22 protein-coding genes and 1 pseudogene are annotated in these 21,825 nt (G+C 40.1%); 18 read left to right on the top strand and 5 right to left on the bottom strand.

Annotated elements, in window-relative coordinates; genetic code table 11:
• Positions 1 to 470: 470 nt before the first annotated feature.
• The 5 genes and pseudogenes from M1F56_RS09765 to M1F56_RS00020 all read right to left on the bottom strand — a co-directional run bounded on the left by M1F56_RS09765 (position 471) and on the right by M1F56_RS00020 (position 3,392).
• Positions 471 to 740, bottom strand: a complete 270-nt coding sequence (locus M1F56_RS09765; protein ID WP_050547207.1) for a hypothetical protein — start codon at positions 738 to 740, stop codon at positions 471 to 473.
• Between the two features lie 41 nt (positions 741 to 781).
• Positions 782 to 1,060, bottom strand: a pseudogene (locus M1F56_RS09770) (transposase); the annotation flags it as partial.
• Between the two features lie 216 nt (positions 1,061 to 1,276).
• Positions 1,277 to 2,203 (bottom strand): cysteine synthase A, encoded by a 927-nt coding sequence (gene cysK, locus M1F56_RS00010; protein ID WP_001029450.1) that lies wholly within the window; start codon positions 2,201 to 2,203, stop codon positions 1,277 to 1,279.
• Positions 2,204 to 2,299: 96 nt separating this feature from the next.
• Positions 2,300 to 2,743, bottom strand: coding sequence for a PH domain-containing protein (locus M1F56_RS00015; protein WP_000231196.1), 444 nt, complete (start codon positions 2,741 to 2,743; stop codon positions 2,300 to 2,302).
• Positions 2,744 to 2,756: 13 nt separating this feature from the next.
• Entirely contained in the window at positions 2,757 to 3,392 is a 636-nt protein-coding gene (locus M1F56_RS00020; protein ID WP_247916449.1) for a YigZ family protein, read from the bottom strand.
• A 56-nt stretch (positions 3,393 to 3,448) separates the two neighbouring features.
• Here M1F56_RS00020 and M1F56_RS00025 point away from each other — a divergent pair, with 56 nt between their 5' ends.
• The 18 genes from M1F56_RS00025 to M1F56_RS00110 all read left to right on the top strand — a co-directional run bounded on the left by M1F56_RS00025 (position 3,449) and on the right by M1F56_RS00110 (position 21,776).
• Entirely contained in the window at positions 3,449 to 4,747 is a 1,299-nt protein-coding gene (locus M1F56_RS00025; RefSeq protein WP_247916450.1) for a DEAD/DEAH box helicase, read from the top strand.
• Complete coding sequence (locus M1F56_RS00030) at positions 4,744 to 5,406, top strand: ComF family protein (RefSeq protein ID WP_247916451.1); 663 nt, start codon at positions 4,744 to 4,746, stop codon at positions 5,404 to 5,406. Before M1F56_RS00025 ends, M1F56_RS00030 begins: the two co-directional genes overlap by 4 nt.
• Positions 5,407 to 5,485: 79 nt before the next feature.
• On the top strand, positions 5,486 to 6,034 hold the full coding sequence (hpf, locus tag M1F56_RS00035; protein WP_000599111.1) for a ribosome hibernation-promoting factor, HPF/YfiA family: 549 nt from the start codon (positions 5,486 to 5,488) through the stop codon (positions 6,032 to 6,034).
• A 244-nt stretch (positions 6,035 to 6,278) separates the two neighbouring features.
• Positions 6,279 to 7,487 (top strand): acyl-CoA dehydrogenase family protein, encoded by a 1,209-nt coding sequence (locus tag M1F56_RS00040; RefSeq protein WP_247916452.1) that lies wholly within the window; start codon positions 6,279 to 6,281, stop codon positions 7,485 to 7,487.
• Between the two features lie 80 nt (positions 7,488 to 7,567).
• Complete coding sequence (locus M1F56_RS00045; RefSeq protein WP_045617934.1) at positions 7,568 to 8,416, top strand: 3-hydroxybutyryl-CoA dehydrogenase; 849 nt, start codon at positions 7,568 to 7,570, stop codon at positions 8,414 to 8,416.
• An 18-nt stretch (positions 8,417 to 8,434) separates the two neighbouring features.
• The gene (locus M1F56_RS00050; RefSeq protein ID WP_007520939.1) at positions 8,435 to 9,613 is read left to right on the top strand and encodes an acetyl-CoA C-acetyltransferase; all 1,179 of its coding nucleotides are present in this window, start codon (positions 8,435 to 8,437) and stop codon (positions 9,611 to 9,613) included.
• A 320-nt stretch (positions 9,614 to 9,933) separates the two neighbouring features.
• Positions 9,934 to 10,713, top strand: coding sequence for an enoyl-CoA hydratase-related protein (locus tag M1F56_RS00055; protein WP_045617932.1), 780 nt, complete (start codon positions 9,934 to 9,936; stop codon positions 10,711 to 10,713).
• Positions 10,714 to 10,730: 17 nt separating this feature from the next.
• The gene (locus M1F56_RS00060; RefSeq protein WP_247916453.1) at positions 10,731 to 11,453 is read left to right on the top strand and encodes a CoA transferase subunit A; all 723 of its coding nucleotides are present in this window, start codon (positions 10,731 to 10,733) and stop codon (positions 11,451 to 11,453) included.
• Position 11,454: 1 nt separating this feature from the next.
• Positions 11,455 to 12,108 (top strand): 3-oxoacid CoA-transferase subunit B, encoded by a 654-nt coding sequence (locus M1F56_RS00065; RefSeq protein WP_247916454.1) that lies wholly within the window; start codon positions 11,455 to 11,457, stop codon positions 12,106 to 12,108.
• 194 nt (positions 12,109 to 12,302) lie between these two features.
• Entirely contained in the window at positions 12,303 to 13,211 is a 909-nt protein-coding gene (locus M1F56_RS00070; protein WP_000351428.1) for a LysR family transcriptional regulator, read from the top strand.
• Between the two features lie 15 nt (positions 13,212 to 13,226).
• The gene (locus M1F56_RS00075) at positions 13,227 to 14,339 is read left to right on the top strand and encodes an acyl-CoA dehydrogenase family protein (protein WP_247916455.1); all 1,113 of its coding nucleotides are present in this window, start codon (positions 13,227 to 13,229) and stop codon (positions 14,337 to 14,339) included.
• Positions 14,340 to 14,342: 3 nt separating this feature from the next.
• Complete coding sequence (locus M1F56_RS00080; protein ID WP_247916456.1) at positions 14,343 to 15,260, top strand: MBL fold metallo-hydrolase; 918 nt, start codon at positions 14,343 to 14,345, stop codon at positions 15,258 to 15,260.
• 64 nt (positions 15,261 to 15,324) lie between these two features.
• Positions 15,325 to 16,305, top strand: coding sequence for a nitronate monooxygenase (locus M1F56_RS00085; RefSeq protein WP_348771649.1), 981 nt, complete (start codon positions 15,325 to 15,327; stop codon positions 16,303 to 16,305).
• Positions 16,306 to 16,480: 175 nt separating this feature from the next.
• Complete coding sequence (locus M1F56_RS00090; RefSeq protein WP_247916458.1) at positions 16,481 to 18,454, top strand: DHH family phosphoesterase; 1,974 nt, start codon at positions 16,481 to 16,483, stop codon at positions 18,452 to 18,454.
• Complete coding sequence (rplI, locus tag M1F56_RS00095) at positions 18,451 to 18,903, top strand: 50S ribosomal protein L9 (RefSeq protein ID WP_000864211.1); 453 nt, start codon at positions 18,451 to 18,453, stop codon at positions 18,901 to 18,903. The genes M1F56_RS00090 and rplI overlap by 4 nt, the downstream gene beginning before the upstream one ends.
• Before the next feature lie 43 nt (positions 18,904 to 18,946).
• Complete coding sequence (gene dnaB, locus M1F56_RS00100; RefSeq protein WP_000852476.1) at positions 18,947 to 20,299, top strand: replicative DNA helicase; 1,353 nt, start codon at positions 18,947 to 18,949, stop codon at positions 20,297 to 20,299.
• 1 nt (position 20,300) lies between these two features.
• The gene (locus M1F56_RS00105) at positions 20,301 to 20,576 is read left to right on the top strand and encodes a Veg family protein (RefSeq protein WP_001278166.1); all 276 of its coding nucleotides are present in this window, start codon (positions 20,301 to 20,303) and stop codon (positions 20,574 to 20,576) included.
• 90 nt (positions 20,577 to 20,666) lie between these two features.
• Positions 20,667 to 21,776, top strand: a complete 1,110-nt coding sequence (locus tag M1F56_RS00110; RefSeq protein WP_096421439.1) for a CHAP domain-containing protein — start codon at positions 20,667 to 20,669, stop codon at positions 21,774 to 21,776.
• The last annotated feature ends 49 nt before the right edge of the window (positions 21,777 to 21,825 follow it).

Consider the following 21,825-nt stretch of genomic DNA (forward strand, 5'->3'; position numbering starts at 1 on the left):
GTATGCAAGGCCTAAATTTTTCTCAAATTGCTAAGTTGCTTCATCGTCATCCGTCTAGTATTAGTTGCGAGTGGAAATGACATCTAAGAGAAGGACGCTATTCTCTAAGGGTGATAGACTTGACCTGCTTACGGGCTTTCAAAAGGTATTTTAAAAAGTAATCCCGAGTGGATGTTTGACAGTAGTTATCTAGTTTTGTATAGTGAAGGCAAGGTCCTATCTTCTAAATTTAAACTCACCCCATGACGTTATCGTTGGCAAGCTATTAAAGTGGTTTTCTAATGTAAATTACAGTTCTCTGAAAACAGTGGAAGTAGAAACATAAAGTTTTTGAGCGGTATTCGTTAAGGAACGTTTTTAGTAAGTAGTTGAGTCATGTTTTGTTGAACAAGGTTTGAAATCTGGTAATTTTTCTTTACAATAGGAGTACAGATACAAGAACCTATTGTGAGGTGCGATCATTATAGTTCTTATGAGGTTTTGTCTACAACAAAACGGGCTCCATTATATCCGTTATCTGAGTTGATGCTCTTGCCGTGCCAGTGATGGTTGATCCCCCATATCCTTAAAAAATTGATGAAAAGAAGCATGTTGATACTCTCATAGTGTTTCTCTGTAAATGGCTTCTCCAATACGCTCTTCTCTTGTTCGAAGTTCGGTAAATAAGAAAGATTATAGGAGATGATTTCATAGTTAAATTCTTCTAAATTTGTGCAGCATTTTTCCATTGTTTTTGACATCTTAAATTGGTGTTGAAATGGTCATTGCTTTCTTACTTAAGAGAGAAATACTGATGTCTGCGACGAATACGAGCTATTAGACACATAACTTTCATCTTTTCATTGTTCACTATAAAACTGCGATTTTTAATTCGAGAGTGGCTCTACAATAGCCGTAATTTCCTTTATGTTCGGTATAAATAGCTTGTATTTCAGTTTTGATCATTAATCTTATCAAGCTCCTTTAACTGGTAGCAATATGTCGAATGAGTACGTTTGATAATCTTTAGAAGAATATCAAAATGAAACTCCAAGCTTAATTCTGGAACAATTTCTGTCTTTTCTTCCTTCAATCAAAATAAAACTACATTCTTTTCTTGAAAATGTTCTAGAACTGCCATTCGGTTTCAACTAGCCCCGCTTTTTGTTCTTAGTTCATTGATTGGAGATTTATCTTCATAACTCAATTTCATAATAAAACACCCCAGAAAGTTAGATTTTTCTGTCTAACTTTTTGGGGTGTAGTTACCAATAAAGGGCTAAGTGCATTTAGGAGACTACACTTCAAATTCATAGAGTGCTGTAGATAAATAACGTTCGCCGTTATCCGGTGCTAAAGCAAGGACTTTCTTCCCTGTACCTAATTTCTTGGCAACATCAATTGCCCCGTAAATCGCTGCAGCTGAAGAAATCCCAATAAGGAAGCCTTCTTTTCCACCAATTTCACGGCCAAGTGCTAGAGCATCATCTGACGTTACGCGGACGATACCATCATAGGCCTTTGTATCAAGTGTTTCAGGAATAAATCCAGCTGAGATGCCTTGAATTTTGTGAGGCCCTGGTTTTTCACCAGACAAGATAGCTGACTCGTCTGCCTCAACTGCATAAACTTGAATGTTTGAATTTGCTGCTTTAAGAGCGTGAGAAACACCTGAGATCGTTCCACCAGTACCAACACCACCCACAAAAGCATCTAGTCCATCAGAACCGAAAGCAGCCAGTATTTCAGCTCCTGTTGTTCTTTCGTGTACTTCTGGGTTAGCTGGGTTATTAAATTGGAGTGGAAGGAAGCCGTCACGTTCAGCAGCGATTTCCTGAGCTTTGGCAATAGCCCCCTTCATTCCTTCGCTACCAGGAGTGAGGACGAGTTCAGCACTATAAGCTTGGATAATCTTGCGTCGTTCTACACTCATCGTTTCAGGCATGACGATAACAACTTTATATCCTTTAGCGGCACCAACCCATGAAAGACCGATGCCAGTGTTTCCACTCGTTGCTTCAACAATGGTAGCACCCGGTTTTAGAATACCATCTTGTTCCGCTTTTTCAATCATGCTAAGGGCAATACGGTCTTTTACTGACGATCCAGGGTTAAAGGCTTCTAGTTTAACATAGACGTCTGCAGCACCCTCTGGAACAATGTTGTTAAGTTTAACAATCGGTGTTTGTCCGATTAGTTCAGTAATATTATTATAAATAGCCATAGATATACCTCTTTGTATAAGATGATACTAGTATAACGCGCTTAAGGCTATTTGTAAAATATAGAAATCCTATCAAAGTGATAGGATTTTTTTATATCAAAGGTCTAAGCCATTAATTTTTAATCGATTGTGATAAGCCAATTCTAATAAATAGATGTAAAGAGGGAGGATGTCTGTTTTTTTAGGGAATTCAAATTTATGGAAACTCAGATGCTCATTATGTGCTTTTAGAAAGACATTTTCTAAATAAGTAATCGTAATCTCACTATCATCTATACCTGCTCCAGCAGTTTCCATTTCAACGTTTACAATGTTCATCAAAAAGAGTGACTTAGCAGACACCTTGCGACCAGTGGCACCTTGCTTATCAGTAAAAATAATACGGATATTTGTAAAGATAATTGAATCACGAATAGGTTTATACCCGCTTTGAATTTCTTCGTTTTCTAGTAGGTATTGACCATATTCTTTGATAAGAGTCTCTTTCTTTTCCTCGCTAAAGTTTCCAGCAAGTCCTTGAATAAATTTTCCAAAAACCATAATTTCTCCTTTTTTACACTAAGTTTACAGGAACTTCAACCTCTCGTAAACCTTGATCAGTTAAAGTGATTTTTCCATTAAAGAACTCAACGAGAGCAGCTTTGATATTTTCTTTCTCTTCCTTATTAACATAGATCATTGTATCAACTTGATCTGTAAAATTTGTCTCGAGTTCTATGAGTTTATGCTCTCTAAGGAAATTGCCATATTCTTGATACTGAGCGTAAGACATCTGAATGGTTATGCCAGCCTGTTCTTTGATTTCAATAATGCCAATTTCTTTGACAGCCAAGGCCACACTACCTGCATAAGCACGAATCAAACCACCAGCACCTAGTTTGATGCCACCAAAATAGCGGGTAACTACTACACAGACATTGGTAAGATTATGATTTTCTAAGACTCCGAGCATAGGGACTCCAGCAGTACCACTAGGCTCCCCATCATCACTCGTACGCTTGATTTCACTGCGTTCCCCTACAATAAAAGCAGAGCAGTTATGGGTGGCTTTATAGTGTTCTTTTTTGATGGTAGTGATAAAATCACGAGCTTCTTCTTCACTATAGACACGCTTGACATGGCAGATAAAACGGGATTTTTTGATTTCTTCTTGGACCTGCCCATCCTCTTTAATTGTTCTAAATTCCATGATTTAATTGTACTAAAAAAATACCTAAAGTGCGAGATTTTTACGAATATTAAAGTATGAAAGTAAATCCAAATTACCTCGGTCGCTTGTTTACTGAGAAAGAATTAACTGAAGAGGAACGACAGATGGCGGTGAAACTGCCGGCAATGAGAAAAGAGAAGGGAAAATTGCTTTGTCAACGTTGTAATAGTACGATTCTAGAGGAATGGTATTTGCCTATCGGTGCCTACTATTGCAGGGAGTGTTTACTGATGAAGCGAGTCAGGAGTGATCAAGCATTATACCATTTTCCGCAGGAAGATTTTCCTAAGCAAGATGTTCTCAAATGGCGTGGTCAGTTAACCCCTTTTCAGGAAAAGGTGTCAGAGGGATTGATCCGAGCAGTTAAAAAGAAGGAACCGACTTTAGTTCATGCTGTAACAGGAGCTGGAAAGACGGAGATGATTTATCAGGTTGTGGCCAAAGTGATTGATGAAGGTGGTGCAGTTTGTTTGGCCAGCCCTCGAATCGATGTGTGTTTGGAGCTGTATAAACGACTACAGAATGACTTTGCTTGTGAGATAGCACTACTTCATGGTGAGTCAGAACCCTATTTTCGAACACCACTAGTTGTTGCAACGACTCATCAGCTGTTAAAATTTTATCATGCTTTTGACTTGCTGATAGTGGATGAGGTAGATGCCTTTCCTTATGTTGACAACTCCATGCTTTACTATGCTGTAAAGAATAGTGTAAAGGAGGATGGAGTGAGGATATTCCTTACAGCAACTTCTACAGATGAGTTAGATAGGAAGGTTCGCACAGGAGAATTAAAACGATTAAGCTTGCCGAGACGCTTCCATGGAAATCCTTTGATTATTCCTAAGCCAGTCTGGCTATCAGATTTTAATCGCTGTTTAGAGAAAAGTCAGTTGTCAGCTAAGTTAAAGACCTATATTGAGAAACAGAGAAGAACAGGTTATCCATTGCTTATTTTTGCATCAGAGATTAAGAAAGGTGAAAAACTAAAAGAAATACTACAGGTGCATTTCCCGAATGAGAATATCGGTTTTGTATCTTCTGTCACAGAAAATCGATTAGAGCAGGTGCAAGCTTTTCGAGATGGAGAGTTGACAATCCTTATTAGTACGACAATTTTGGAGCGTGGGGTCACCTTCCCTTGTGTGGATGTTTTCGTAGTAGAAGCTAATCATCGTCTCTTTACCAAGTCTAGCTTGATTCAGATTGGTGGTCGAGTTGGGCGCAGTATGGATAGACCGACTGGTGAATTGCTCTTCTTTCATGATGGATTAAATGTTGCCATCAAAAAAGCAATCAAGGAAATCAAGCAGATGAACAAGGAGGCGGGATTATGAACTGTTTACTATGTGGCCAGACTACAAAGAGTGAGCTGACTTTTAGTAGTCTCTTCCTTTTGAAGGATGACTGCAGTTATCTTTGCTCAGCTTGTGCTTCTAGTTTTGAGAAGATTGGTGAGAAATATTGTCCAAACTGTATGAAAACAGGGGTGTCAACTCAGTGTCAAGATTGTAAACTTTGGTGTAAAGAAGGAGTTCGGGTTGATCATAAGGCAGTTTTTACTTATAATCAAGCTATGAAAGACTTTTTCAGTCGGTATAAGTTTGATGGCGATTTTTTGCTTAGAAAAGTTTTTGCTTCTGTTCTTGCTGAGGAGCTGAAACAGTATAGAGGTTATCAATTTGTTGTAATTCCCCTAAGTCCTGAAAGATTGCTTGAGAGGGGGTTTAACCAAGTCGAGGGGTTGGTTGAGGCAGCAGGCTTTTCTTTTAAAGATATATTAGGAAAAAGAGAAGAGAGTGCTAGTTCTTCTAAAAGCCGTTTGGAAAGGTTGGCTACTGAAATTCCATTTTTTATTAAAGATGGAATCTCACTTCCTAAGGAGATTTTGCTGATTGATGACATCTATACAACAGGGGCAACTGTCAATCGTGTGAAACGACTTTTGGAAGAATCAGGTGCTTTGGAAGTTAAAACTTTTTCCCTTGTAAGATGAGGAAAAAATTTGCAAAATGAAAATGAAAGCGCTATAATATAGTTAGAAAAACAAAAATGTTTAGAAAGAAGGTACTTATATGATTAAATATAGTATCCGTGGTGAAAACCTAGAAGTAACAGAAGCGATTCGTGATTATGTAGTTTCTAAACTCGAAAAGATCGAAAAGTATTTCCAACCAGAGCAAGAGTTGGATGCACGTGTGAATTTGAAAGTTTACCGTGAAAAAACAGCAAAAGTTGAAGTAACGATTCCACTTGGATCTATTACTCTTCGTGCAGAAGATATTTCTCAAGATATGTATGGATCTATCGACCTTGTAACTGATAAAATTGAACGTCAGATTCGTAAAAATAAAACAAAAATCGAACGTAAGAATAAAAATAAAGTTGCGACAAGCCAACTCTTTACAGATGCCCTAGTTGAAGATGCAAATGTTGTGCAACCAAAAGTGGTTCGTTCAAAACAAATTGATTTGAAACCAATGGATTTAGAAGAAGCACTTCTTCAAATGGATTTGTTGGGACATGATTTCTTTATCTATGTAGACGTAGAAGATCAAACAACAAATGTTTTGTATCGTCGTGAAGATGGTGAAGTTGGTTTGCTCGAAGTAAAAGAATCATAAAATTGAAATAACTAACAAAAGTGGTTTACTGATTTGTAAACCACTTTTTCTTGTGCCTAAGTAAGTAGAAAAACGAGGAAATCCTTGATAAACAGTCAGAATCAGCCCCTATAATCTGAACTTATAGGGGTGTTTATATTTATTAAGTAGACAAAATAATACCCTAAGGGATAGAATGGTGTTGTCAACAAATAGCGAATACAAAAATGTAAGCGCTCTTATAACAAATAAAGGAGTCATAACTATGGCAACAAAAGAAGAAATTTTACGCGAACTATATCCTGAAGACCTTTTTCACTATGCGGATGGTCTAACTTTGGGAGAAGCAGAGGTTTTACAAGAAACTCGCCGTTTGATTGAGAAACATCTCCGTCCGGTTATTAATGAATACTGGGAAAAACCTGATTTTCCTTTTGAAGAATTCTATGCTGTAGCTAAGGGCGCTCAAATTATGAACAATCCAAAATTGTTTGAGGGACGTGAGGGTAGCTGGGAACCTTCTGAACTTTATATTGCTTTCTTGTATCTTGAACTTGCTCGCTTCGATGCTTCTATTGCAACATTCTACACCGTTCATGGCGGACTTTGCTACAACACAATTCTCTTGGGTGGTGATGAGCGTCAACAAAAAGAATTTCTTCCAAAACTAGCTGCATTTGATTGGCAAGGTTGCTTCGCTTTAACTGAACCTCTTTCAGGTTCTGATATTGCTGGAGGACTTGCGACTACTGCAGAACGTGTTGGAGACAAGTGGATTCTAAATGGTGAAAAACGCTGGATTGGTGGTTCAGATACTGCGGATGTTGTTCCTGTATTTGCTCGTGATGTTGCGGATGGCAAGGTGAAATGCTTTATCGTTCGTAAGGGAGCTCCTGGATATCATGCAGAACCAATCCCACACAAGATTGCTCTTCGTTGTATCCGCAATGGCCATATTACCATGAAGAATGTAGAGGTTCCAGATTCAGACCGTTTGGTAAATATCAATGGTTTTGGTGATGTAGCCCGTATCTTGACCTTCACTCGCGCGGACGTTGCTCACATTGCTATGGGAGTGACTTGTGGATCGTATGTTGCAGCTCTTAAATATGCTAAAGATCGTGAACAGTTCAAACGTCCAATTGCTAAATTCCAAATTGTTCAAGAAAAATTGGCTCGTATGCAAGCGAATGCTGTAGCAGTTATTGCGTATTCAACTCGTATTGCTGAGATGCAAGAGAAAGGTAATGAATTGATGCTTAACTCTGCTCTTGCTAAAATGCACAATTCCTTGGTGATGCGCGAAACAGTTGCCCTTGCTCGTGAAACTTGCGGAGGTAATGGTATTACACTTGAGACAGACGTTGCTCGTTTCTTTGCAGATGCTGAATCAATCTATACCTATGAAGGTTCACACGAAGTGAATGCCTTGATTGTTGGTCGTGAGATTACTGGATTAGGTGCCTTTGTTTAATGTCAGAAAGGCGATTGAAGGATTTCTGTTCAATCGTCCTTGCTTCATGCACTGGATTTTTGTAAAATAAGAAGGAGAAAATAATGATATCTAAGGTGATGATTATTGGTTCTGGTCAAATGGGAAGCGGAATTGCTCAAGTATTTGCTCAGGCTGGTTTTACAGTTTACTTAAACGATATTAAAGAAGAATTTGTTCAAAGAGGTTTGAAAAATATCACAAAACAATTGGAACGTTCAGTTGAAAAAGGACGGATGTCTGCGGATGAGAAGAATCAGGTATTGGCCAATTTGCTTCCATCTGTTTCATATGAAGATGCGAAACAAGTCCAATTGGTGATTGAAGCTGCAACTGAGAATCGTGAGATTAAGTTGAATATTTTCAAACAATTGGATGAATTGACTGATCCTAAAACTATCTTAGCATCAAACACATCCTCTTTGTCAATCACGGATATAGCTGCTGCTACTAAACATCAGGAGCGCGTGATTGGAATGCACTTCTTTAATCCTGCCCCAATCATGAAACTTGTAGAGGTTATTAAGGCCTTGCAGACTTCAGAAGAAGTGGTTCAGGCGGTTCGTGAACTGACAGTGAAAATTGGTAAAACACCAGTTGATGTTAAAGATTCTTATGGTTTTGTTGTGAACAGAATTTTGATTCCTATGATCAATGAAGCCATTTACATTCTAGGTGAAGGAGTGGCTAGTGCCGAGGAAATCGATGAAGCGATGAAACTTGGTGCAAATCATCCTATTGGACCTTTGGCTCTTGCTGACTTGATTGGATTGGATGTTTGTTTGGCTATTATGGGCGTCCTAAACCAAGGGTTTGGCGATCAAAAATACCGTCCTGCCCCTCTTCTTAAGAAAATGGTCGAAGCAGGAAAATTGGGACGGAAGACAAAAGAAGGCTTCTTTACTTACTAGACACTGATGGAGGTAGTCATGAAAGACGTAGTTATTGTTTCGGCAGTGCGAACACCTTTAGGTTCCTTTGGCGGGAGCTTGAAGAATGTTTCTGCTGTTGATTTGGGATCTTTGGTAATTAAGAGTGCTTTGGAAAAAGCGAATATTAAACCAGAACAGGTAGATGAAGTGATTATGGGGAATGTCCTAGGCGCAGGTTTAGGCCAAAACGTGGCTCGCCAAATGAGTATTCATGCTGGGCTTCCTGAATATATACCAGCCTTTACCATTAATAAGGTTTGTGGTTCCGGTTTGAAGGCAGTGCAGTTAGCTGCTCAAGCGATTAAGTGTGGAGATGCAGATATTGTCGTGGCTGGTGGTGCAGAAAACATGAGCCAGGCTCCATATGTTTTGCCAAGCTTCCGTTGGGGTGGCCGTATGGGAGATTCGAAAGTGGTAGATACCATGATTAAGGATGGTTTGTCTGATGCCTTTAATGACTACCATATGGGGATTACAGCTGAGAATGTGGCAGAAGAATATGGTATTAGCCGGGATGATCAAGATGCGCTTGCTTTGGAATCACAGAAACGAGCAGTGGCGGCTATAGAATCTGGACGCTTTAAGGAAGAGATTGTTCCGGTGGTCATTCCTCAACGTAAAGGCGATCCTATCGTCTTTGATACAGATGAATTTCCTAGAAAAGATGCTAGCTTGGAGAGTCTGTCTAAGCTACGTCCTGTTTTCAAAAAAGACGGTTCTGTTACAGCGGGGAATGCCTCAGGTATCAATGACGGAGCGGCGGCTGTCTTGGTCATGAGTGCTGAAAAAGCTGAAGAATTGGGACTTCCAGTCATTGCTCGCATTCGTTCGTATGCAAGTGCAGGTTTGGATCCTAAGATTATGGGATGTGGACCGATTTATGCGACTCGCAAAGCTCTTGAAAAAGGCAATTTGACAGTTGATGATCTCGACTTGATTGAGTCAAATGAAGCCTTTGCTGCTCAGGCTTGTGCGGTTGGTAAAACACTTGGTTTTAACACAGATATTGTCAATGTCAATGGTGGCGCGATTGCTCTTGGTCACCCAATTGGGGCTTCAGGTTGCCGTATCCTAGTGACTCTGGTACATGAGATGATGAAACGTGATGCTAAAACTGGTTTAGCAACTCTCTGTATCGGAGGAGGGATGGGAACAGCCCTCATCGTTGAACGTTAGTTATTAGAAAACTGAACGTCATTTCCTCTTTTTCAATATTATGATTACAAAATGAGATTTTGATCCGATCTCATAGTTACATACCTTATCAAGTGTCTTTCTCTAAAAGGGCTTGATAAGGTATTTTTATTTTTCCTAAGACTTTAAGGATGGATTGGACGATCATATCCTATAAGCTGAACTTATAGAACTATAAATAATGATTAAGTAGACGGATGGAAAAAAAAGGGTTATGATGAAAATGTAAGCTCTTACATTTTGTGTTGGTATTTGTTGACGCTGTACTCTGTACTCAAAATAAATCAAGTAGGAGCAGAACAATGAGTAAAACTGTTTTATTAGAGGTTAAGAATGGTCTTGGCTATCTAACAATTAACCGTCCATCGGCTTTGAACGCCTTAAGTTCAGAAGTCTTAAAGGATTTGAATCTCGTTTTAGACCAAATTGAAGCAAGCGATGACATTCGTGTTGTCATTGTGACTGGTCAAGGGGAGAAGGCATTTGTCGCGGGTGCGGACATTAAAGAGATGGACCAAATGTCTCCAATTCAGGCTCATGAATACATGACCTATGCGAACGACACCTTTACCCGTTTATCTGAATTGACCCAGCCAACTATTTCAGTATTGAATGGTTATGCTTTGGGAGGCGGTTTGGAATTAGCTCTTTCAACTGATATCCGAATCGGCTATGACAAGACAATGGTTGGTTTCCCTGAAGTTGGCTTGGGAATCATTCCTGGTTTTGCAGGTACCCAAAGAATGTCTCGTTTGATTGGTACTAGTAAAACAAAGGAATTAATCTTTACTGCTAGAATGGTTAAAGGACAAGAAGCATATGATCTTGGAATTCTTAACAAGTTGGTAGCAGCAGAAGAACTATTGCCCGCAGCAGAAGAGCTAGCAGCAGCGATTATGAAAAATGCCCCGCTAGCAGTTGAAAAAGCTAAACATATTATCCAAGTTGGCTCAGAACTCCCTCTGAAAAATGCTATTCGTTTGGAAACAGAAGCGGAAGCTCTACTCTTCTCAACAGAAGATAAGGTAGAAGGAATGCGCGCTTTTGTTGAAAAACGCAAAGCTGTCTTTCAACGTAAATAAGAGAGAGGAGATAGGTTATGAAAGTTGTAACATTGTCTGAAGCTATTTCCCTGATTCATTCAGGAGATAAAGTTGGTATTTCTGGATTTCTCGGAGTGGGAGAACCATTTGAGTTAATTGAGGAACTGGTTCGTCAAAACCAGCAAGATTTGACCTTGGTGTCTGTTGTGACCTCTCAACCCGGTAAGGAAGTTGGAGTCGGTCGTCTTTGTGAAAACCATCAGGTTACAAAATACATTGCAGCCCATGTAGGGACATCTGCTGCTGCTCAGCATGATTATTTCTCAGGAGCCATGAAAGTGGAGTTCACTCCGATGGGAACTGTTGTAGAACGCTTGCATGCTGCGGGAGCGGGTCTTGGAGCAGTCTTAACGCCAACCGGTGTGGGAACAATTCTTGAAGATGAGCACGAGAAAGTGACTCGAAACGGAAAAGAATATTTGATTTATGATCCATTGAAAATCGATGTTGCCTTGATTAAAGCTACTAAGGCGGATAAGTATGGCAACCTTTATATAGATGGGACTACCAAAAACATCTCTCTTCAACTCGCTCTAGCGGCTGACACAGTCATTGTTGAGACAAACGAGTTGGTTGAAGCCGGAGAAATTGATCCAAATGATATTTACATCCCTGGTATCCTAGTTGACTATGTCGTTCAAGGATTGACACCACAAGAGCATCATCAGATGATGGGAGATCTGTGGACAGAGACAAAGAAACTGGCGGGGGTGAAATAAGATGAAAGCAAAAGAGATTATCGCAAGACGTGTAGCACTTGAATTTAAAGATGGAGATGTGGTCAATCTTGGTTTTGGGATTCCCAATGCCTCTGCTGATTACATTCCTGAAGGTGTAAATGTTATTTTACAGGCAGAAAATGGCGCCCTTCGATTTGGAGAAACACCAACTAAAGACACCTATAATGCCAATTTAGCGAACTCTGGTGGGGCTCCTATCACATTGTTGCCCGGAGCAGCCTTGTTTGATCTACAAACTTCATTTGCCATTATTCGTGGTGGACACGTGGATGCAACCGTTCTGGGAGCGCTAGAAGTCAGCCAAGATGGTAGCATTGCGAACTGGATTATCCCAGGGAAATTTGCTCCTGGTATGGGTGGCGCAATGGACTTATTGGTTGGTGCTAAGCGTGTAATCGGGGCTATTCAACACACAACTGTTGATGGGGAATCCAAGTTGTTGAAAGAATGTACCTTGCCACTTTCAGCTAAAGGAGTATTGGATCTTGTCATCACAGAATTAGCTGTTTTTGGATTCAAAGATGGTAAATTCCTGTTGAAAGAGCTGGCTCCTGGTGTGACATTAGAAGAAGTTCTTGAAAAAACAGCTGGGGAAGTCATTGTCTCAGAAGACCTAAAAATAATGCCGATTTAAGCAAAAAAAGAGCTATTTTCTACTTAGTGTGTTATGATATAAACTAGATAGTATTGTAAGCGCTTTATATACAACGTTAAAATGAAGTATTCGAAATGTTATTTCGATAAAAAGTCAGTAGACAACTATCAAACACTAGAATAGTTGTCTAATTGACCTACTAAAATAGTGAAGGAAAGCTAGGTGATGGGTAAGTGGATATTATCCAAATGAACTATTTCATCAATATCATAGAATGCGGATGCAACCTTTCCATTGCTGCAAAGAAGATTCACATTAGTCAATCAGCCTTGAGTCAATTTGTGACAAATTTTGAAGCAGCTGAAGGGGTTCAATTATTCAATCGCAAGAATGGAAGATTAGAAAGTTTAACAGAGGCGGGACGCAAAATTTATCGTTATGCGACCGAGATTGTGAATCGACATGAAGAAATGCTTTCCATGATCCATATAGAAGCTCAAAAGCAAAAAGGCACCATTAATTTTGGTATTCCGTCCTTGATTTTACGAGTTTATTTTGCTAGTGCCTTGCCTCATTTTCTGAAAAATAATCCTCATATCCATATCCAGGTTACGGAAGGTGGGGGGAAGGAAATTCGTCAAAAAATGGTTGATGGAGATTTGAATCTCTCTATTCTGATAGAGCCTACGAGCCTGGATGCTAAAAAATATGAACAACATATCATTCAATTGGATGAATACGTTGCTTATATGGATAAGGATCATCCGCTGGCTCAGAAAAGCTTGTTGGAATGGTCTGATATTGCTGGTTATGAATTGGCAACCTTCAACAAAACATTTACGACTTATGATTTAGTGACAGAAAAACTTCGTTCACAACGAATTGAGGCTAAATTTGCTTATCTTTCCTCTACTTGGGACTTCCTAGTTGAATCAACTCATCAGACAGATTTGATTGCCCTTTTGCCAAGGCCGGTTGAATATTTTGTGGATAAGAGTCGTTTTAAGGCGGTTAGATTCAAGGATCCGATTCCATTTAATATTTGGTTTTGTAGACCCTATAAAAACTCCTACAATGAAGTAGAGTCTTATGTGTATGAAGAATTGTTGAAAGATTATTACCAACCGTTTTCTGACAACTAAGATGAGGTAAATGCGATGACCTATAATGACGTGCTGGCGCGAGAATTGAAGGCAGACGTGAAAGTGTTGATTCGGGACTATTTCAAGTCTCGTGAGGATGAACAACAGTTCCCTAGAGAATTACTTTATCAGTTTATCGAGCAATTTGATATCTTTTCCTTGCTTTTAGATAGTCAAGATTCTGTTTTGAGAACCGAGTTTTTGACCTTTATTCGCTTGATTTCAAAAGATTTCCCTGCTTTTTCTGCTGTTCTACTAACTCAGGCATGTTATGGTATCTATCCTATTTTACGATATGGGAGTCAGGAACAACAATCGCGTTATGTAGAACCCTTAGTAAGGGGAGAAATCTTAGCTGGCTTGGGATTTTCTGAAGGAAAATTGATGGACAGCTTGGAGGTTATTGAAACAACTGCAAGGAAAACAGAAACAGGTTGGTCTTTAACTGGGAAGAAGTCAATTGTATCAAATTGCCGCTATACAGATATTTTGTTAATCTTAGCCAAGGTTCAGGAAGCTAACGGAGAAGATGGATACGGATTTTTCATTGTTGATACGACTCGACCGGGAGTTGCTTTTGGAGATGATATTGCAAAACCTGGTTTACAGGGTTTGCCTGTGAATTCGGTAACTTTTGATCAGGTCATATTGCCAGAAGATAGTCTGCTAGGATTGACGCTAAATGGGGAAACTCAGTTAAATGATATTATCAAAAAATTACAGCTAGGATTAAGCGCAATCTCTATTGGTATCTCTGAGGGAGCTTTTGAAACAGGTCTGGCTTTTGTAAAGGTCAAAAGAAGATTTGGGAAACCATTAATCGATGCGACAGTCTATCAACATCAATTCGCAGACTTGTATACTAAGCTGTGTGCGGCTGAATCTTACTTTGCTTCCTACAAGGACAGGATGAAGGCGGATTCTCTCTTTGTATCTCAGATAAAACTTTATACGACAAAAGTAGCAATTGAGATTTCTGAGGAAATTATTAGATTAATTGGACCTCTTCAAACCTTGGATGACATCCCCATAGACCGTTATCTAAAGGATGCCAAAACGATTGAAATCTATGGAAAATCTGGGGATTCGATTCGCAAAAGAATAGCAGCCCAATGGATAAAGGAGTAAAGCATGGCAGAACTCACCTTACAGGAATATCAATTTCATGATATGAAACTGATATGGCTACGTGGAGCCGATAAATTGACGGATGCAGGGACTCTTTTTGGTCCGGTTCCGAAAGTTGTGTGGTCTCGTTACTACCCAACAAATGATGCTAATATGATGGCAGAATTGACGGATCCTATTTTGATCCAGTACAAGGGTAAAAATTACTTGATAGATGCAAGTTTTGATACAGCAAAATTATCCGATAAACAAAGGCGTAACTTAGGAATCTTGTCTGAAAGTCGGGTAGAAGAAAGTTTGGCTCTTTTAGGACTATCGCCTGAAGACATTGACATCGTGCTGATGACACATATGCACCACGATCATTCTGGTGGCTTGACGTATGTGAATGATCAAGGGAAGCTGGTTTCCAAGTATCCAAACGCCAAGATTATTGTGAATGATGTCGAGTGGTATGAGATGAGAAACCCTAATGATCGAACGCGGGGAACTTATCTGAGAGAAAATTGGGAACCGATTCAAGATCAGGTGACGACTTTCTCAGAGTATATCAATGTCATTCCAGAAATCCAAATGATTCACACAAGTGGTCACAGCAATGGCCACAGTATTATCTTGCTCAAACAGGGGAAAGATACGATGATCCATATGGGGGACTTGATGTTATCACATGTTCATCGAAATCCTCTCTGGGTTCCAGCAGTTGATGATTATCCTATGAAATCCATTTTAGCCAAAAAGAAGTGGTTGCGTCAGGCTTTTGAGAATCATTATAAGTTTTTCTTTTACCATGATCAATTTTTCGCGGTGGTAGAGTTTGACAAGGATGGGAAGGAATTTGTAGATTATGTTCTACGTTCTCGCCCCCCACTTATTCCTTTTACAGATGAGCAGGATCGTAAGCCAGACTTTTTAGGATAGCAGAATATGAGGAGACAAATGTAACATTTTCTTGTTGACGGGGATATTGGTGCACCATGCATCCATTTGCCAACAAGAATCAACAGAAAATAAAAGGAGGACTCATATGTCAATTACAAAACTTTTACAGATTCAATATCCAATTTTTCAAGGGGCTATGGCTCAAATCTCGCACTATCAACTAGCAGCAGCTGTTTCTGAGGCTGGAGGTCTGGGAATTATCGCTTCAGGTGGTATGACCGGAGAGCAGTTGCGAGAAGAAATTCGTGAACTGAGAAAGTTGACAGATAAGCCTTTTGGTGTCAACATCATGTTGATGATGAAAAACATCAAGGATATTGTGACCGTTATCATTGAAGAAAAGGTTCCAGTGGTAACTACAGGTGCAGGAACTCCTAAGCATATCATGCCTTACTTGAAAGAAGCAGGAATCAAGGTTATTCCAGTTATTGCCAGTGTCAAGCATGCTCAAAAAATGCAAGAATTGGAAGTTGATGCTGTAATCGCTGAAGGTTCAGAAGCTGGTGGGCATATCGGAGAGACCAATACAATGGCTCTTATCCCACAAATCGTTGATGCGGTAACGATTCCAGTCATTGCTGCAGGAGGTGTGGCAGATGGTCGTGGACTTGCTGCTGCGATTGCCCTAGGTGCACAAGGAGTTCAAATGGGAACAGTTTTTCTTGCTTCAGAAGAATGCCCGATTTCTCCAGCCTATAAAGAAGCTATTTTGGCGGCAAGTGATACAGCGACTGCGGTTACAGGTCGCATCGCGGGAGCGCCAGTTCGTTGTATTCGCAATGAGATGACGGATCACTACATTGAATTAGAACAGAAAGGTACAAACCGAGAGGAACTGGAAGAAATTACGATCGGTTCCCTATCTAAGGCTGTCTATGAAGGTGATACAGTTCATGGTTCAATGATGAGCGGACAAATTGCAGGTTTGGTGAAAGACATCAAACCATGTAAGTCTATTTTAGAATCAATTGTGAAACAGGCGCAAGAGCGCCTACAAGACATTCGACTAGAATTAGGTGAATAATGTAATCTAGGCGGAAGATTCTGCACTGATGTGGAAAAAGGAGAGCGAGGCATTTGCTCTCCTTTTTTATGTATGGTTTCTTTAAGAGTATCTTACTATAATAAAAGCAGTGCTTTCTCTTTAAAGGTCGCTTTTTAAGGGCATTTGTGATATAATAATGCGCAAGAGGTTTAGAATGAAAAAAAATAATTTAACTCCGAATTCTGCGATTCTACTAGGGATTGCAACTTTCGGAACCTTAACAATGCTGATTATTTTTTCACAAAATAATGTTGTAACAATCAGTGTCTTGTTTTTATTTGTACTTCTTTATCTGCTTTTATTTGTCTGGCAAAAAAAACAGTATGAAAAGAGCGAAATTGAACAAATCCAATATGTAAATCACCAAGCCGAAAATAGCTTGAGTACTTTGCTTGATCAAATGCCGGTGGGAGTCCTGAAATTAGACTTATCAAGTGGAGAAGTAGAATGGTTTAATCCTTATGCTGAGTTAATTTTGACAAATGAAGAAGGGGAAATTGATGTTGAATTAATTCAAGCCATCATCAAGGCTTCTGTTGGGAATCCTGGTTCGTATGCTACCTTGGGCGAAACACGATATGCTGTCCATATGGATAAGGCTTCAGGCGTTTTGTATTTTTTTGATGTTTCTGGGGAGTACGAAGCAACTGTCGAATTGGTAACTAGCCGTCCAGTCATTGGGGTCATCTCAGTGGATAATTACGATGATTTGGAGGATGCGACGTCTGACTCTGATATCAGCCATATCAATAGCTTTGTAGCTAATTTTGTTTCAGAATTTGCTAGTAAGTATGCTATGTTTTCTCGCCGTGTAGGGATGGATCGTTTTTATTTATTCACAGATTATACAGTACTCGAGGAATTGATGAATGATAAATTCTCTGTTATTGATACTTTCCGAGAAGAATCAAAACAGAGGCAACTAGCCCTAACTTTAAGTATGGGATTTTCTTATGGTGATGGAAATCATGAAGAGATAGGGAAAATTGCCTTGCTCAACTTGAACTTAGCAGAAGTTCGCGGTGGTGACCAGGTGGTAGTCAAGGAAAATGATGAGACCAAGAATCCAGTCTACTTCGGTGGAGGAACTGCTGCGTCTATCAAACGTACTCGTACACGTACGAGAGCCATGATGACAGCCATTTCTGATAAGATTCGAAGTGTTGACCAGGTTTTTGTAGTCGGTCATAAAAATCTAGATATGGATGCCTTGGGCTCTGCTGTCGGTATGCAGTTGTTTGCAAGTAATATTATTGAAAACAGTTACGCTGTCTATGATGCAGATAAAATGTCAGCAGATATCGAGCGTGCTATCCAGTTCTTAAAGAAGGAAGATACTACGAAACTCTTATCTCTTACAGATGCGATGAAGCTAGTTACAAGCCGTTCGTTATTGATTTTAGTGGATCACTCAAAGACGGCTTTGACCTTATCGAAAGATTTTTATGATTTGTTTGCTCAAACTATTGTTATTGACCATCATAGACGTGATCAGGATTTCCCTGAGAATGCAGTCATCACCTATATTGAAAGTGGAGCAAGTAGTGCGAGTGAGCTGGTCACAGAATTGATTCAGTTCCAAAATTCTAAGAAAAATCGTTTGAGTCGTATGCAGGCTAGCGTACTGATGGCTGGAATGATGCTGGATACCAAGAACTTTACATCTCGCGTAACGAGTCGAACCTTTGATGTGGCTAGCTACCTGAGAACACGTGGAAGCGATAGTATTGCTATCCAGGAGATTGCTGCGACAGATTTTGAAGAGTACCGTGAGGTAAATGAACTCATTTTACAAGGTCGTAAGCTAGCTTCAGATATCTTGATTGCCCAAGCTAAGGACTCAACCACTTATGACACCGTTGTTATCAGTAAGGCTGCCGATGCTATGCTGGCTATGTCCGGTATTGAGGCTAGTTTCGTTCTGGCAAAAAATACACAAGGATTTATCTCTATCTCGGCTCGAAGCCGTAGTAAAATCAATGTGCAACGTATTATGGAAGAGCTAGGTGGCGGAGGCCATTTTAATCTAGCGGCTGCGCAAATCGAGAATATGAGTCTGTCAGAAGTAGGAGAAAAATTGACTAAACTAATCTTGGATGAACTAAAGGAAAAGGAGAAAGAAGAATGAAAGTAATCTTTTTAGCAGATGTTAAAGGAAAAGGAAAAAAGGGCGAAATCAAGGAAGTGCCAACTGGCTATGCTCAAAACTTCCTGATTAAAAAGAATTTGGCCAAGGAAGCGACTGCTCAAGCAGTGGGTGAGTTGCGTGGAAAACAAAAATCAGAAGAAAAGGCTCATGCTGAAATGATTGCTGAAGCAAAAGCCATCAAGGCTAAGCTTGAAGCAGAAGAAACGGTTGTAGAGTTTGTTGAAAAGGTTGGACCAGATGGCCGTACATTTGGCTCCATCACTAACAAGAAAATTGCAGAAGAATTGCAAAAGCAATTTGGTATCAAGATTGACAAACGCAATATTCAAGTGCAAGCACCAATTCGAGCAGTAGGTTTGATTGATGTACCAGTGAAAATCTATCAAGATGTTACAAGTGTCATCAATCTTCGTGTAAAAGAAGGTTAAGTTTACAACTTCTTGACAAGATTGTAAAAGGAAGGAAAGTCGGATGGCAGAAGTAGAGGAACTGCGAGTTCAACCTCAGGATATTTTGGCAGAACAATCTGTTCTGGGGGCTATTTTTATAGATGAGAGTAAGCTCGTTTTTGTTCGAGAATACATTGATTCTCGGGACTTCTTTAAGTATGCTCATCGGTTGATTTTCCAAGCGATGGTAGATTTGTCGGATCGTGGGGAAGCGATTGATGCGACGACGGTTCGGACGATTTTGGATAGTCAAGGGGATCTGCAAAATATTGGCGGCCTGTCCTATCTTGTCGAAATTGTCAACTCTGTACCAACCTCAGCTAATGCGGAATATTATGCTAAAATCGTAGCCGAAAAGGCTATGCTACGTCGCTTGATTTCCAAGTTGACAGAGTCTGTCAACCAAGCCTATGAGGCTTCTAAGCCTGCAGATGAAATCATCGCTCAAGCTGAAAAGGGACTCATTGATGTTAGCGAAAATGCCAATCGTAGTGGGTTCAAGAATATTCGCGATATTTTAAATATCAACTTTGGGAACCTAGAAGTTCGGTCACAACAAACAACGGATATCACAGGTATTGCAACGGGCTACCGTGATTTGGACCATATGACGACAGGTCTGCATGAGGAGGAGTTAATTATCCTAGCGGCGCGACCAGCGGTTGGTAAGACGGCCTTTGCCTTAAACATTGCTCAGAACATTGGGACTAAGTTGGACAAGACAGTTGCCATCTTTTCGCTGGAAATGGGTGCGGAAAGTCTAGTAGACCGTATGTTGGCAGCAGAAGGTTTGGTGGAGTCTCATTCTATCCGTACGGGTCAATTGACTGATGAGGAGTGGCAAAAGTATACCATTGCCCAAGGGAACCTAGCCAACGCGAGTATCTATATTGATGATACGCCAGGGATTCGGATCACGGAAATTCGTTCGCGGTCACGCAAACTGGCTCAAGAAACGGGCAATCTAGGATTGATTTTGATAGACTACCTACAGCTTATTACAGGGACTGGTCGTGAGAACCGCCAACAAGAAGTTTCTGAAATTTCTCGTCAGTTAAAAATTCTAGCCAAGGAATTGAAAGTTCCAGTCATTGCTCTTAGTCAGTTATCTCGTGGAGTGGAACAGCGTCAGGATAAGAGACCAGTCTTGTCTGATATTCGTGAATCGGGTTCTATCGAGCAGGATGCGGATATCGTAGCTTTTCTATACCGTGACGACTACTACGATCGTGCGGGTGAAGAAGAGGAAGGAATTCCAAATAACAAGGTTGAGGTTATCATCGAGAAAAACCGTAGTGGAGCTCGCGGAACGGTGGAATTGATTTTCCAAAAAGAATACAATAAATTTTCAAGTATTTCAAAGAGGGAGGCATAAGATGTCAGATGCATTTACAGATGTAGCCAAGATGAAAAAAATCAAAGAAGAAATCAAGGCACATGAGGGACAAGTCGTTGAAATGACTTTGGAAAATGGCCGTAAGCGCCAAAAAAATAGATTGGGTAAGCTAATTGAGGTTTATCCATCTCTATTTATCGTTGAATTTGGGGATGTTGAGGGAGATAAACAAGCTAATGTCTATGTTGAATCCTTCACCTACTCAGATATCTTGACAGAAAAGAACTTGATTCGCTATCTAGACCAAGAATCCTAAAATGAAGTGAGCTTTGCTCACTTTTTTCTTTTTCTCCCGAATAGTATAAACGAGGGTAACCTCAGAAATTTATATTATTAAGGAGAATGAATGACGTTTTTTAAATCAGGAGTTAAGAAGAGTAGATGTACTCAGTTGAGTGTAGGGCTGGCTACTTTGTTCGTTACGAGTACCTTTTTGTTTGGTGGGGAATCGGTTCAAGCCGACAGTGTAGCGCGTGGAGATGATTATCCGCTTCACTACAAAAATGGTAGTGTAGAAATCGACCAGTGGCGGATGTATTCTCGCCAGTGTACCTCTTTTGCGGCCTTTCGTTTGAGTAGTGTAAATGGCTTTGAGATTCCTCCTGCTTACGGAAATGCGAATGAATGGGGACATCGTGCAAGGCGAGAAGGCTACCGTGTGGATACTAAGCCAGAAGTTGGAGCTATTGCTTGGTCGACAGAAGGTTATTATGGGCACGTGGCCTGGGTATCAAATGTATCAGGGGATACGATTGAAATCGAAGAGTATAACTATGGGGTTCGAGAAAAGTATAACCGTCGAAAAGTCAAGGCTAGTTCGATGACAGGTTTTATTCATTTCAGGGATTTATCCGCTACCCATAGTGTGAGTGAGGGTTCTCGTAACTCAGAGCTTCCGTCCAGCGGGACAATAGTATTCACGGGGAAATCGCCGATTATGGACCAACCGTCAAGTACAGGACAGGTTATTGATTACTATTATGCTGGTGAGAGTGTGAGTTATGATCAAGTTCTTGAAAAGGATGGTTATAAGTGGCTCGGCTATCTATCCTACAGTGGTGCTAGAAGATATGTGCAGTATGCAGAGTTAAGCAATACAGAGAAAGGCTGGAAAAAAGAAGGAGGGAGTTGGTATTACCGAGAGAATGGTAAGCTAGTGATAGGCTGGAAAAAAGTTAACGACAATTGGTATCATTTAAAAGAAAATGGGGCCATGTCAACTGGCTGGATTAAGGATGGCTCTCACTGGTATTATCTAAAGGCTTCAGGTGAGATGCAGACGGGATGGCTCAAGGAAAATGGAACATGGTATTATTTGGAGAGTTCAGGGGCTATGAAGTCTAGCCAGTGGTTCCAAGTAGGAGGAAAGTATTACTACGTTAATGCTTCAGGGGCTTTAGCAGTGAATACCACTGTGGATGGCTATCAAGTAGATAGTAACGGAGCTAGAATCTAGAAAGAATATAAAAAAGAGGACTTCATTACCATTTGCCTATTCTTTCCGA

Origin of the sequence: Streptococcus oralis (genome assembly GCF_023109005.1) — a bacterium.
GTDB classification, from domain to species: domain Bacteria; phylum Bacillota; class Bacilli; order Lactobacillales; family Streptococcaceae; genus Streptococcus; species Streptococcus oralis_BU.